This window comes from Actinoallomurus sp. CA-142502, from assembly GCF_050936355.1.
Taxonomy (GTDB): Bacteria; Actinomycetota; Actinomycetes; order Streptosporangiales; family Streptosporangiaceae; genus Actinoallomurus; species Actinoallomurus iriomotensis.
On record NZ_JBNJMY010000001.1, the window covers coordinates 2,351,352 to 2,364,568 of the forward strand.

The 13,217-nt window shown below is 71.4% G+C and carries 12 protein-coding genes; 6 read left to right on the forward strand and 6 right to left on the reverse strand.

What is annotated here, in order from left to right; genetic code table 11:
* Positions 1 to 237: 237 nt before the first annotated feature.
* Positions 238 to 1,296, reverse strand: coding sequence for a D-alanyl-D-alanine carboxypeptidase family protein (locus tag ACQEV1_RS11520; RefSeq protein ID WP_285620139.1), 1,059 nt, complete (start codon positions 1,294 to 1,296; stop codon positions 238 to 240).
* Between the two features lie 61 nt (positions 1,297 to 1,357).
* Here ACQEV1_RS11520 and ACQEV1_RS11525 point away from each other — a divergent pair, with 61 nt between their 5' ends.
* The 3 genes from ACQEV1_RS11525 to ACQEV1_RS11535 all read left to right on the forward strand — a co-directional run bounded on the left by ACQEV1_RS11525 (position 1,358) and on the right by ACQEV1_RS11535 (position 5,036).
* On the forward strand, positions 1,358 to 1,732 hold the full coding sequence (locus tag ACQEV1_RS11525) for a hypothetical protein (RefSeq protein ID WP_433393611.1): 375 nt from the start codon (positions 1,358 to 1,360) through the stop codon (positions 1,730 to 1,732).
* Between the two features lie 248 nt (positions 1,733 to 1,980).
* Positions 1,981 to 3,615 (forward strand): FAD-dependent oxidoreductase, encoded by a 1,635-nt coding sequence (locus ACQEV1_RS11530; RefSeq protein ID WP_433393613.1) that lies wholly within the window; start codon positions 1,981 to 1,983, stop codon positions 3,613 to 3,615.
* Positions 3,612 to 5,036 (forward strand): ATP-binding protein, encoded by a 1,425-nt coding sequence (locus tag ACQEV1_RS11535; RefSeq protein WP_285620134.1) that lies wholly within the window; start codon positions 3,612 to 3,614, stop codon positions 5,034 to 5,036. Before ACQEV1_RS11530 ends, ACQEV1_RS11535 begins: the two co-directional genes overlap by 4 nt.
* Positions 5,037 to 5,126: 90 nt before the next feature.
* Here the strand turns inward: ACQEV1_RS11535 and ACQEV1_RS11540 are convergent, their stop codons facing one another.
* The 3 genes from ACQEV1_RS11540 to ACQEV1_RS11550 form a co-directional block, all read right to left on the reverse strand.
* A complete protein-coding gene (locus ACQEV1_RS11540) occupies positions 5,127 to 5,336 on the reverse strand; it encodes a hypothetical protein (RefSeq protein ID WP_433393616.1) in 210 nt (69 codons plus the stop codon).
* A gap of 128 nt (positions 5,337 to 5,464) precedes the next feature.
* On the reverse strand, positions 5,465 to 6,739 hold the full coding sequence (locus tag ACQEV1_RS11545; protein ID WP_433393618.1) for a M24 family metallopeptidase: 1,275 nt from the start codon (positions 6,737 to 6,739) through the stop codon (positions 5,465 to 5,467).
* The gene (locus ACQEV1_RS11550) at positions 6,736 to 7,980 is read right to left on the reverse strand and encodes an FAD-dependent oxidoreductase (RefSeq protein ID WP_433393620.1); all 1,245 of its coding nucleotides are present in this window, start codon (positions 7,978 to 7,980) and stop codon (positions 6,736 to 6,738) included. The genes ACQEV1_RS11545 and ACQEV1_RS11550 overlap by 4 nt, the downstream gene beginning before the upstream one ends.
* A gap of 154 nt (positions 7,981 to 8,134) precedes the next feature.
* Here ACQEV1_RS11550 and ACQEV1_RS11555 point away from each other — a divergent pair, with 154 nt between their 5' ends.
* Entirely contained in the window at positions 8,135 to 8,728 is a 594-nt protein-coding gene (locus ACQEV1_RS11555) for a TetR/AcrR family transcriptional regulator (protein ID WP_433393622.1), read from the forward strand.
* A 172-nt stretch (positions 8,729 to 8,900) separates the two neighbouring features.
* Positions 8,901 to 9,260 (forward strand): hypothetical protein, encoded by a 360-nt coding sequence (locus tag ACQEV1_RS11560; RefSeq protein ID WP_433393624.1) that lies wholly within the window; start codon positions 8,901 to 8,903, stop codon positions 9,258 to 9,260.
* Between the two features lie 127 nt (positions 9,261 to 9,387).
* On the opposite strand, the gene ACQEV1_RS11565 is transcribed toward ACQEV1_RS11560, so the two are convergent.
* Positions 9,388 to 10,203 (reverse strand): SDR family oxidoreductase, encoded by an 816-nt coding sequence (locus ACQEV1_RS11565; protein ID WP_433393626.1) that lies wholly within the window; start codon positions 10,201 to 10,203, stop codon positions 9,388 to 9,390.
* Between the two features lie 203 nt (positions 10,204 to 10,406).
* On the opposite strand from ACQEV1_RS11565, the gene ACQEV1_RS11570 reads away from it, so the two are divergent.
* On the forward strand, positions 10,407 to 12,554 hold the full coding sequence (locus tag ACQEV1_RS11570; RefSeq protein WP_433393628.1) for a hypothetical protein: 2,148 nt from the start codon (positions 10,407 to 10,409) through the stop codon (positions 12,552 to 12,554).
* On the opposite strand, the gene ACQEV1_RS11575 is transcribed toward ACQEV1_RS11570, so the two are convergent.
* Positions 12,535 to 13,119 (reverse strand): RcpC/CpaB family pilus assembly protein, encoded by a 585-nt coding sequence (locus tag ACQEV1_RS11575; RefSeq protein ID WP_285620126.1) that lies wholly within the window; start codon positions 13,117 to 13,119, stop codon positions 12,535 to 12,537. The two genes, ACQEV1_RS11570 and ACQEV1_RS11575, sit on opposite strands and share 20 nt — an antisense overlap.
* Positions 13,120 to 13,217 lie beyond the last annotated feature (98 nt).

Consider the following 13,217-nt stretch of genomic DNA (forward strand, 5'->3'; position numbering starts at 1 on the left):
CACACGTTCGAGGGCCCCGCGCCGCCACCGGCGCGGGGCCCTCGAACCGCTCGGACGATCCACGGCCACGCTCGCCCTTACCCGCGGCGTGGCCGTTCCACTCGCTCGTGGGTCTGCCGCGCGTTGGCCGGTCGCGTCCGTTTCTCATGCGCTGCGCGGGCGGCTCGTTCCTCACCGGCGGCTTCGCTCGCTCGTCGGCTCGCCGCGGCGGGAGCGGAGGAGGGGCGTTTCCCCGGGTCAGTCGCTGCTGGTCGGGGTGTTCTCCTTCGTGTACTCCCAGTGCCACGGCTCGAACGGGCTGCTGTACGCCCACGACGGGTGGAAGAACTCGTACTTCTTGGAGTTCGCCTGGAGCCAGTTGAACTCCGCCGAACCCTGGCTCTGCACGCCGCCGCAGAGGTCCACGGCCGTGCCGTACCCGTGGTTGCTGTGGCCCGGCACCGCCGCCATGCCCGGGCGGTCGGCGTAGATGCGCTGCTGTTCGGCGAGTGGCCGGTAGGAGTCGGTCAGGCACATCTGCACCCCGAACCGGCGCTTGTACGCGTCGTTCAGGTTGTAGAAGGCCAGCGCCGCGTCGGCGCGCAGGGACCGGCCCGGCTGCGGGAGCTTGCACAGGTATCGCGCCGGGATCAGTCCGTTCGGGAACTTGCGGGCCTCGGAGACCAGGCTCTTCTTGCAGGTCAGCCGGAGCCGCGTGCTCGGGTCCAGCTTCTTGAGCGCCGCGGTCAGCTGTGCCGTCAGCGCGGCGGCGCGCGACTTCAGGCCGCTGACCTCCTGCTGCAGCCGGGTCTGCTCGATCGCGTTCCGCGACTGCAGATCCTGGGCCGTGGCGGCCAGCTGCTCATGCTGTTTGCGCAGCTGGTTTCCCTTGTCGATGAGCGTCTTCTGGTCGTTGGACAACATCGTCAGGTCGGTCGCCGCCGCGAGGTCCTGGTCGGGGTCCTTGCCGCCGATCAGCGCCGGTATCCCGAGCGCCCCCGGATCCTTGTACGTGTTGGCGGCCAGGCGCGCCAGGGGCTCGCGGATCTGGTTGAGCTGCTCGTCGGCGACGCCCAGGTCCGCCAGGGTCTGCTTCAGCTTCTCCTCGGAGGCCTTCAACTTCTTGTTGCGGTCCTCCCACGTCTTGGTCGCCTTGGCCAGCTCCGCACTGGCCTTGTCGGCCTGCTTGCGGAGAGCTTCGACGCTGCTGGGCGAGGGTGTCTGAGAGGCGGAGGACCGGTCCGAGGCACCGGTCACCCACAACGACATGAACACCGAGACCGCCGCGATCAGCGCCACCGGACGAGGGCTTCGCACGGGGATCCTTCCGGGGGCGGGCGACTGTGTGACGCTGCTCGACCGTACTACAGGTGCCAGTGTGATCCGACGCCTGTCTGTGACGGCCGGGACACGGGTTCATCCGTTCGATCTGCGCCTGCACACCTCCCAGACCCACGGCCATTTCTTCAGGCTCGTCGGGCAGGCCGTGGCCGGGCTCGAGTGGGAGGGCGCGTGGGTGGCCCGGGGATGGGAGGGCACCGAGGTGACCAGGGGCCGCGCGGGTACGGGGGTCGGCTCCGGCCGGGGCGGTACGTACGTGCCCCAGGTCGGCGCGGGCGGCGCCGCCTCCACCGGGCTGCGGCTCGGCCGGGGGCGCGCGGCGGCGTCTCCGGACGACCCGCCGCCGGCGGTCAGCACCGCGACCAGCAGGCCGGCCGCCACGATGGTGCCGGCCAGCGCTGCCACGCCGTAGCGGAACGGAACGACCTCGAACCGGGCCCAGAGACGGCGCGCCATGACGGTCGGAACCAGAACCGAAGTCCACCTGTGTCGCCGATTCACGCCGAGCAGGGTAGCGAGGAACGCCCCGTCGCGCTTCCACTCCGGTGGGTTACCAGGTCAGCGCCGTAGCCGGCCGGAGGCCACCCGCCGGGCTGCTCTCGTCCGGACGGCACTCGCCTGGAATACTCGCTGTTTATGGGGATGCCGATCTTGTTGACCGTGGATGACGATCCGTCGGTGTCCCGGGCGGTGGCCCGTGACCTCAGACGCCGGTACGGACAGGAATTCCGGGTGGTACGAGCCGACTCGGGGCAGGACGCGCTCGAAGCGTTGCGTGAGATCAAGCTGCGCGGTGACACCGTCGCGGCGATGCTCGCCGACTACCGCATGCCGCAGATGGACGGCATCGCGTTTCTCGAGCAGGCGATGGACCTGTTCCCGCACGCGCGGCGGGCGCTGCTCACCGCGTACGCCGACACCGACGCCGCCATCCAGGCGATCAACGTGGTGGACGTCGACCACTACCTGCTCAAGCCCTGGGACCCGCCGGAGGAGAAGCTCTATCCGGTCGTGGACGCGCTGGTGGAGACCTGGCGCGCGGTCGGTGACCGGCCCGTGGAGGAGACCAAGGTCATCGGCCATCGGTGGTCGGCCCCGACGTACGAGGTGCGTGACTTCCTGGCCCGCAACTCCGTGCCGTACCGCTGGTACTCGGTGGACGAGCCGGAGGGCTGCCGGCTGCTCGAGGCGGCCGGTCTCGGGCCGGGGGACATCCCGGTGGTGATCACTCCGGACGGCAAGGCGCTGCGTGCGCCGACCGGAGCGGAGATCGCCGCCGTGGTCGGCCTGTCCACCGAGCCGGCCGCCGAGTTCTACGACCTGATCGTCATCGGCGGCGGGCCCGCGGGCCTGGGCGCGGCGGTGTACGGCGCCTCGGAGGGCCTGCGGACCGTCCTCGTCGAGCGGCAGGCGACCGGCGGGCAGGCCGGTCAGAGCTCCCGGATCGAGAACTACCTCGGCTTCCCCGACGGAGTGTCCGGCAGCCAACTCACCGAGCGGGCCCGCCGGCAGGCGCGCAAGTTCGGCGCCGAGGTGCTCACCGCGCGCGACGTGGTCGGCCTGGAGGCGCGCGGCTCGGCCAGGGTGATCACCTTCAGCGACGGCAGCGAGATCGCGGCCCACGCGGTGGTGCTGGCGAGCGGCGTGGCGTACCGGTCGCTGGAGGCCAGCGGCTGCGGCGACCTCACCGGCCGCGGCGTGTACTACGGATCGGCGTCCACCGAGGCGCAGGCGTGCAGCGGCGAGGACGTCTACATCGTCGGCGGCGCGAACTCCGCCGGCCAGGCCGCCGTGTTCTTCTCCCGCCACGCCCGGTCCGTCACCCTCGTCGTACGGGGCGCGTCGCTGGAGCAGTCGATGTCGCACTACCTGATCGAGCAGCTCAGGGCCATCGAGAACGTGCACGTACGCGTTGGCACGAGCGTCGTCGAGGCCCACGGCGACGATCATCTCGAGTCCATCACGCTCTGCGAGCGGGAGAGCGGCACGACCGAGACGGTGCCGTGCGGGCACCTGTTCGTCTTCATCGGCGCGGCCCCGTACACCGACTGGCTCGGCGAGTCGATCCTGCGCGACCAGCACGGCTTCGTCCGTACCGGCCCGGACCTTCTCGCCGAGGGACGGCGCCCGCAGGGCTGGCCACTCGACCGCGATCCGCTGTACCTGGAGTCGTCGGTGCCGGGCGTTTTCGTCGCCGGAGACGTACGCTCACAGTCGGTCAAACGTGTCGCCTCGGCGGTCGGCGAGGGCGCGATGGCGGTCACTCTCGTGCACCGGTACCTGGAGGAGCGATGAGCACGCGACTTTCCCCGGACGAACTGCGCACGCTCTTCCTCTTCGAGAAGCTCACGGACGACCAGCTCGCCTGGGTGAGCGCGAACGGCGAGGTCGAGGAGTACGCCGAGGGCACCAAGGTCCTGAGCGAGGGCGATCCCGCGACCTGCTTCTACGTGCTGTTGTCCGGCACGCTGCGGATGACGCGGGTGGTGCACGGCGACGAGCTGGAGATGGTCCGCAGCGACCAGCGCGGGGCGTACGCCGGCGCCACCCAGTTCCTCATGGGCCAGCGCGGCGAGCAGCGGTACTCCGCCTCGGTGCACGCGCTGACCGACGCGGCGTTCTTCCTGCTGCCGGCCGCGGAGTTCGGCGCGAAGTTCGCCGAGTGGTTCCCGATGGCCGCGCACCTGCTGGAGGGCATGTTCCTCGGGCGGCGCAACACCGACGCGGTCGTGGGCCAGCGCGAACGCCTGCTCGCGCTCGGCGCGCTGTCCGCCGGTCTGACCCACGAGCTGAACAACCCCGCCGCCGCGGCCGTCCGCGCCACGTCCTCGCTGCGCGAACGCGTCGCCGGAATGCGGCACAAACTCGCGCTGCTCGCCAGCAAGGACATCGACCCGAATCTCCTAGAACAGCTCATCGACGTGCAGGAGGTGCTGGTCAAACAGGTCGCGGACGCGCCGAAGCTGACCGCGATCCAGACCAGCGACCGGGAGGACGAGCTGTCCGACTGGCTGGAGGACCACGACATCACCGACGGATGGGACCTGGCCGCGGTCTTCGTCCCGGCCGGGATCACAGTGGAGCGCCTGGACGAGGTCCACGCGGCGGTGGGCGAGGAGTTCCTCAACGCGGCCCTGCGCTGGCTCGGGTACGCCGTGGAGACCGAGTCGCTGATGGGCGAGATCGAGGACGCCACGACGCGGATCTCCACGCTGCTGGCGGCGGCCAAGCAGTACTCCCAGATGGACCGCGCGCCGTACCAGTGGATCGACGTGCACGACGGCATCGACTCGACGCTGATCATGCTCTCCGGCAAGCTCGGGCACATCGAGGTGGTCAAGGACTACGACCGGTCCCTGCCGCAGATCCCCGCGTACGCGGGAGAGCTCAACCAGGTCTGGACGAACCTGGTGGACAACGCGGTCTCCGCGATGAACGGCGACGGGCGGCTGACGATCCGTACGGCGAGGGAGAACGACCGGCTGCTGGTGGAGATCGGCGACACCGGCCCGGGCGTGCCGGCGGACCTCACCCAGCGGATCTTCGAACCGTTCTTCACGACCAAGCCGGTGGGCGAGGGCACGGGGCTGGGCCTGGACATCTCGTGGCGGATCGTGGTCAAGAAGCACCGCGGCGACCTGCGGGTACGGTCCGAGCCGGGGGACACGCGGTTCGAGGTGCTGCTGCCGTTCACCGAAGGCTCGGACGAGGACTGACCCAGGTCTGAGACCAAGGCCGGTCGGCCGCCATGCGGCCAACCGGCTCAAGTGATCAACCGGACGGAGTTCGCCCGGCCGGGCTGGAACCTACTGGTAGATCATGAGAGTCCACTTGGCAGGGGCGGCCGGGCTGTGCTGGCACCAGTACCTCCAGCCCTCACGCTCGTACTCCTGGCCCATGTTCACACAGTCCGTGTAATAGCCGAACTCGGCGACCGGGTACCACCTGGCCGCGTGGGCGGTGGAGGCCGTTCCGACCGTTCCGATGATGGATGTGGCGGCGATTCCCACGCTCACCAGTGCCGTGCGTGGGCGGGAGTGTTCACTCCGATGACCGCCAGAGCGGCGATGCCGATACCCGCGGCTGTGGAGCGTAGGCGCATTCGATATTCCCTTTCACTCGGAATTGCATGGTCCAAATGGCGTCAGACCCGGTGCATGACTCTCGGGAGCGTGTTGACCTCCTCGACCCCGTCCTCGGTGACGATGACGGTGCCGCCGATGTTGACCCGTCGGCGGCCGAGAACACAGTTGGGTTCCAGCGCGAGGGTCATGCCCGCCTTCAGCACGAAGTCGCCGCCCACGGTGGACACGCCTCCCACCGCTCCGTACCTGTCGATGGCCGGGACCTGCTCGCCGGGAAGTCCGCAGCTGCTGAAGGCGTCCAGGGGATTCAGCGTGTGGATGAGCGGAGTGAGATTCCAGCCTCCGGCCTCCTCGACCGGCTCGTTCATGGCACGGACGACCTCGGCTAAGGTGACGCCTGGCCGGATGGCGGCGATCGCGGCGTCGTAGCTCGCCTCGGCGGCGGCCGCCGCGCGGTCGGTGCCGGGGTGCGTCTCCCCGATCGCGACGGTGAGCTGCTGTTGCGTCTCCCGCATCCCGTAGATGGGGAAGAGCTCGGCGAGCACCACGTCACCGCCGGCGAGGACGCGCGGGGGCTGGGCGCGGTAGGTCCATCTCGGCGGGCCCCACTCCACGCTCTCGCCGCCGGGCGCGACGACGAACACGCTGCCGCTGTTGTGCGCGCCGGCCCGCAGACTCGCGGCGATGCCGGCCGCGTACGGCACGTTCTCCGGCACGCCGGCGGCCGAGGCCTCGATGATGGCGGCGCACATCGCCTCTCCCGCGCGCCCGCACCAGCGCACCAGGTCGCGCTCCTCGTCGCTGAGGCACCGGGTCGCCGCGATGAACTCGGCGTCGACGGGCACCAGCGTCGCGTCGGGGAGCCGTTCGGTGAGCTCGCGCCAGGTTCCCGCCGGGATGATGCCGTCCGGATGGAACGCCGCCGCGCCGAGACCGATGACACCGATCGTGGACGTCGCGAGCCCGCGTTCGCGCAGACACTCGGCGATGAACGCGCCGCCCCTCGCGGCGCCGGCCGGCCGGCGCTCGGCGTGAGTGATGAACTGGCCGGGTTCGAGCCAGGTGTCGTCACCGCGCCGGACCGCCTCATGGTGGCCGCCGACCATGAGATGGACCGGCGCGAACAACTGCGGCGGTTCACCGTTCGGTATCAGGACGACGCCACCGGTGCGGTCACCGGTGAAGTAGTTGTCGGCGGCGAAGTGCGGGACCCCGGCGCCTTCGGGCTCGCCGTAGACGAGCAGGGCCGCCAGGCCTCGGCTTTCGATGAGCCGCTGGGCCAGCGCCCAGCGGCGGTCCCGCTCACGCAATGACAGCCGGGGGAAGTCGATCACCGGGACTCCTCACGCGTCGGCTCGGCGCGGCGGGGTGTGACCAAGGGCAGGTCACTTCGCAGCGGGCTGCGTTTCAGGCCCGTGATCCACATGGTGACCTGATGCCGGAGCGGTCCGATCCGGCTCCCGGTTCCGACGGCGACGCGGCGCGCCGTACGGGTGACGGGGCCGTTCAGCGTCGCCAGCTTCGTCATCCGGTCGGTGAAGCGGAGCACCTCCAGCGCCGCGGCCCTGCGCTCGGTCTCGTAACCGTCGAGGACCGGCTCCGCGGCGAGCCCGTTGAGCACCGCTGCCAGCCTGGTCGACAGGTCGTAGGCGTCGGCGATCCCGGTGTTCATGCCCTGGCCGGCCGCCGGGCTGTGTACGTGGGCGGCGTCCCCGGCGAGGAACACGCCACCGACCCGGAACCGGTCCGCGACCCGGTGATGGACCCGGAAACGCGATGACCACACCGGGACGGCGGCGAGTCTCACGTCGATGCCGCGCTCACTGAGCAGGGCGTCCATGTACGCCCTGCCGGGCGCCCGCGGGACGTCGAATCCGGGGGCCACCGTCGCGATGATCCTGTGGGTGCCGCCGGGCAACCGGCCGATCACGGTCACTCCCTGGGCCGACAGGTTGATGGTGGCCTCGTCGTCCGCGAACGGTCGGCCGGCGAGCTCGGCGTCGGCCAGCACGAACTGTGAGGGATAGGTCTCCCCGGGAAAGTCCAGACCGGCAGCGGATCGGACCACGCTGTTCGAGCCGTCGGCGCCGATCACGTACCGGGCCCTCACCTCGAAGGGAACCGGCCCGACCGGGGAGCCCGCCGTGCCCGTGACCAGGTAACCGTCTCCGTCCTCGCGGACCGCGGTCACGCGGTGATCGCGCCGTACGGACGCCCCCAGTCTCCTCAGGAGGACCTGTTCCGTGGTGCTCTGCGGCACGCTGAGGGCGAAGGGATGGCGGCTCGGGACGCCGGTCAGTCCGATGCGTGCCAGCACCCTGCCCCGGTCGACCATGACGATACGGACGACCTTGCCACCCGCCTCGATCAACTGGTCGGCGGCGCCGAGCTCGGCGAGGAGCTCGAGGGTCGACGCGTGGACCAGGGCGGCGTTCGACGTCTGTGTCGGCGTCGCGGCGGCATCGAGCACCACGTGCGGAACGCCGAGTTGGGTGAGCCGGAGGGCGGCCGTCAGCCCGGTCGGTCCCGCGCCCACGATCACTACCTCCTCGGCGGAGTCCGATCTCGCGTCCATGCGCCCTCCTCGTTCGATCTCCAGTAGTAGACAGTGTGTACCTTAAACAGTCAAACGCACTGGCTATGGGGGATGTTTTTGTGAAGAGATCTGTACCCTAAGACGAGTAGCCGACCACAGTAGAGTCGATGACCTCGCAGAGAAAGGAGCGACGGTGACGGAGAAGGCTCCCGGCTCCACACGTCGCAGAGGCGCCGACCTGGAAAGGGCGATCTACGCCGCGACGCTCAACGAACTGGCCGAGGCCGGCTACGCCGACCTCGCCCTGGACCGGATCGCCCAGCGAGCCAAGATCGGCCGGTCGTCGCTGTACCGGCGCTGGTCGAGCAAGCAGGACCTCGTCGCCGAAGCGGTCACCCATGCGCTCCCGCCGATGGAGGAGACGCCGGACACCGGCAGCGTGCGCGAGGACCTGCTGATCTGTTTCGAGCGGATGCACCGGCTTCTCGACGGGCTCGGCCGGCTCGCACTCCAAGCCGTCGCCGCCGAACTGCACGACTCCTCCGACAACGCCCTCGTCACCGTCATCCGCGACCGGGTCCTCGAGCCTCGCCTGCAGTTGGTCCTCGACGTCCTGCTCAGAGGAGTCGGCCGAGGTGAGATCCGCGCCGAGGCGGCGGTTCCCCTCCTGGCCAGGGCCGGGCCCGCACTGCTGTTCCAGCACTTGCTGATGTACGGGACGGTGCCGCCCCGGTCCCACCTCGAGGACATCGTCGACCGCGTGATCCTCCCTGCGGCGAGGCCCTGACCGTACGCCCTCCGGCATTCGGTGACCCTGCGGTGGATGTAAGGTCCGTGCCGTCACCCGCGAGCCGGGGACCGCCGGTCTGCCCGCCGACGCCGAGGTCGTCGCGGGCGACCCGCCACGGCCCGACGCGGGTGACGTCGTACGGGGGCCGTACGCGGCCTTCACCGAAGCGGTGATCCATGAAGGGGATCTGGCCGGGGTCGCCGCCCGCGCGCTGCTCACCGATGACTTGACGGGCCGGCGGGTGCGGCTGACCGGGCCGCGATCCCTGTCTCACGAGGAGATGACGGCCATCATCGGCGAGGTGCTGGCCAGGCCGCTGCGCTATCAGGAGGTCCCGGCGGAGGCGGCGAAGCAGGCCATGGTCCAGCGAGGTTTCCCGGCACCGTTCGTCGAGGCACTGCTGGCCAGGTACGCCCGGGGCGCCGGGCCGGCGGAGGCGGTCACCGACGAGGTGGAGAAGATCCTCGGTCGTCCCGCACGGACGTACGCCGAGTGGGTCGCCGACCACGCCGCCGCCTTCCAGAGCTGACGGAGGAGCCGGCCACGAGCAAGAACCGCGTGGTCCAAGGAACACCGCGGCGACCTGCGACTACGGTCCGAGCCGGGCGACACCGGGCGTTCACCGAGGATGCCGGCGACGCCTGATCGTCGACGGCTCAGACCGAGCGGCGGAAGCCGCCCTCGCTGTTGATGACCTGACCCGTGATCCAGGCGGCGTCGTCAGTGGCGAGCCAGGCGATGAGGCGGGCGGGGTCGTCCGGTGTTCCCCAGCGGCCGGCCGGGAAGCGCCGGCGTACCTCCTCGTGGGCGGCGGGCGGGGCGTAGCCGGTGTCGACCGGCCCGGGGTTGACCGCGTTGAGGGTGATGCCCTGGTCGGCGAGGTGGTCGGCCAGCGTCGGGGTGATGGCGGCGAGGGCGCCCTTGGCACTGGCGTACGCGACCTCGTCGCGCATCGGGCCGAGGTTCTGCCCGGAGGTCATGAGGATGACCCGGCCGCCCGCCCGCCCGTCGTGCCGGGCGGCGAACGCCTGGGTGAGCAGGATGGTGGAGCGGGTGTTCACGGCCCAGTGCGCGTCGAGCATGGCGGCGTCGAGCGTGCCGAGCGGCCCGTCGCCTCCGCTGCGCGCGTGGTTGCAGACGAGGATGTCGAGACGGCCGAACGCCGCCACGGCCGCGTCGACGAGGCGCTCGGGCGCGTCGGGCTCGCCGAGGTCCAGCCCGAGGTGGTGAACGGAGGCGTCTTCGGCGAGGACGTCACGGACACCGTCGACCACCGCCTGGACCCCGCCGGGATCGGCACCCCAGGGCTGCTCGACGTCATGCGGAACGTGGTGGTGGAGGAACACCCCGGCCCCGAGCACGGCCAGCCTCCGCGCGACCGCGAACCCGATACCGGCCCGGCGGCTGACCCCGGTGACGAGCGCGACCCTGCCGCGCAACGTGCGCGATGGGGTGGAGCCGGCAGCGCTCATGCTCGCCAGCCTGAACGCGCGGCGGAGGAGCGGCAACCGGTTTTTCCGCGTACGCGATGAGCTCCGCGTCTTCACGGCGGCGTGAATGACCTCCCTCGCGCGCCGCGGCATCTCATCCAGCAGTCACCGGCGAGCTCCGGTCGGCGGGTCTCTGGAACGACCGGTTACCGCCTCGGCTGATCCGTTGTGAGAGGCTCGCGGGCATGCGGCTGAGCTGTTCCGGCGCGCGGTGGCCGATCGCAGGGTGGCCGTGGCGTCGCCTGCCGGTGCTCGTTCTCCTGGTCGCACTGTTCGGAGGTGCACCGGGGTCCGGGACGGCGCACGCCGCCACGAGGACGAACACCGCCGGGCCGGTCGTGGTCGTGGGCGTGCCCGGGTTGCGGTGGGACGACCTAAGCCCACGCGGTACCCCGAACCTGTGGCGCCTGGCCGGACGCGCGGAATTGGCGAACATGTCCACCTACACGGTCTCCGGTGTCACCTGCCCGGTGGACGGCTGGCTGACGGTCTCAGCAGGTCAACGCGCATCTTTCGGCAGTGGCGCCCCAAGGGAGTGCGGCCTGCCTCCGTCGCCGTCGGCGAGCGGGTCCGGGGCGGTCCTGCCCGGCTTCGCCGGGATCCGTGCCCGGAACCTGCGGGGCGAGTACGCCGCATCGGTCGGTTCGCTGGGCACGGCGATCCACCGATCCGGTGGGCTGACGATGGCGGCCGGGCCGGGGGCGGCGTTCGCCGCGGCCGACGACCAGGGACGCGTCGACTTCTACGCGTCGGCGCCGGAGGCCGTTCCCCGCGCCGCCTGGGCCTCGGCGCGGCTGGCGGTGGTGGATGTGGAGGACATCCAGAGCGCCGGATCGGTCGACATCACCCGAACGCGGCGGGCGGCCGCCGTGCGCCAGGCCGACCGCCGGATCGGCATCGTGCTCACCGCCCTTCCGGCGTCGGCGAAAGTCCTGGTCGCGGGCGTGTCCGATACCTCCCGGCGGAACTCGCTGCACGTCGTCCTGGCGGCTCCGGCCGCTCGGCCGGGATATCTGACCTCCGCTTCGACCCGCCGGCAGGGTCTGGTGACCTTGACCGACCTGACCGCCGGCGCGTTGTCGGCCGCCGGCGTCCCGGTTCCGGGCACCGTGGTCGGCAGGGCCTGGCATCCGAACGGCGAGCCGGTCACGGTGGCCGCGGCGGCGTCCTCGCTCAGCGACGCCAACCGCGTCGCCGAGATCAGCCAGCACTCCATGACGCCGTTCTGGATCGCCTTCATGGCCGGGCAACTGCTGCTGTACACGGCAGGGGCACTGGCGCTGCGGCGCGACTGGCAGGGCCGACGACGGCGCCGCGTTCTGGCGGCGACCCGGACGGTCGCGCTGTGCGGGGCGGCCGGACCGCTGGCGACCTATCTGGTGAACCTGCTGCCGTGGTCGCGTTCCCCTCATCCGGTCACCACGATGCTCGCCTGCGTCGCGGGCTTCGACATCCTGATCGTCGCGGCGGCACTGGCCGGCCGGTGGCGGCGCGACGTGATCGCGCCCGGCACGATCATCGCAGCCCTGACCATGGTCACCTTCGCCGCCGACGTGATGACCGGCGCACGGCTGCAGTGGAACAGCGTGACCGGCTACAACCCGATCATCGCGGGACGCTTCTACGGCTTCGCGAACATCGCCTTCGCCGCCTACGCCACCGCGGTTCTGCTCACTGCCGCCGGCCTCGCTCACCTTCTGGTCACCCGCGGACATCGCCGTGGGGCCGTGCTCGTCGTGCTGGCACTCGGCGCGGCCGCCGAGGTGGTGACCGCGTGGCCGGATTGGGGCGCCAAATTCGGCGGCACCATCGCCTTCGTCCCCGGCATCGTCATCACCGCCCTGATCGTCGCCGGTCGCCGGATCGCACCGGCGCACGTCGTGGGGTGCGTGGTCGCCGGTGTGGCCGTCATCGCGACCTCGGCGTTCGTCGACCACCTGCGGCCTCCCGCGCATCGCACGCACCTCGGCGAGTTCGCCGGCCAGGTACTGAACGGGCAGGCCGCCACGGTCGTGAGCCGCAAGGCCGGCGCGATGCTGCGAAGCGTCGGTCACTCCCCGGAACTCACGATCTTGACCGTGGCGGCGCTGCTGTTCTTGTGGCTGGCGCTCATCCGCCCGACCCGGTGGCGTGCCGGTGCTCTGGAACTGGCCTATGGGCGGGCACCCGCGCTGCGCGCGGGCCTGAGCGGTGCTTTCGCCACCTCGATGATCGGATTTCTGGTCGAGGACTCGGGGATCAGCGTCCCGGGGATCGCCCTGGCCATCGCGGTCCCCCTCGCCCTGGCCGCCGCCGTACGCGCGCTCGAGCCGGTCACCGGCCGAGGATGGTGATGGACAGACGGGAGTCGGTGGCGGCTCTGGCCAGGGCCGCGGCCTGAGGGCGGTCGGTCCGTACGACGATCAGGGCGCCCTCGTCCGGGTCGAGGGCCGGCTTGGGGACGGCCAGGATCGGGACGGACGAGGCCACCGTGCGGGCGGGCATGGGGTTGTCGGAGCGGGCGGCCAGGACGTCCACGCGGTCGCCCGGACGCAGGAGGCGGGCGACCGCCGCGTCGGCCAGGCGGATCGGGGTGGCGACGGCGGCCGGGTCGGTCTCGTCCAGCAGGCCGGCCGACCGCAGGCGGGCGTCGGTCAGGGGCTCGCCTCGCCGGATCGGGCCGGACAGGGTCCGGCCCGCCGCCGCGCGCACCAGGCCGGACGGGACCGCCGCCCGCGGTAGGGACCTCGCGTCCACGTCCCGTGCGGTCAGTGTGGCGCCGGCGGGCAGGTCGCGGGCGGCCACCCACACGCGTACGCCGTCACTGTGCGGCCGGGCGGCGGCCAGGCCCAGAGCCGCCGCGGCCGCGGCGAACACCGCGGCCAGCAGCCGGCGGTGTCGGCTCAGCGTCGTCCTCATCTGATCGCCTTCGGGGAGGTCCCGCCGGCCGGGGTGAGGGTCCTTCGGTCGTCGGATCGGTGGTGTCGGCTCAGCGTCGTCCTCATCTGGTCGCCTCC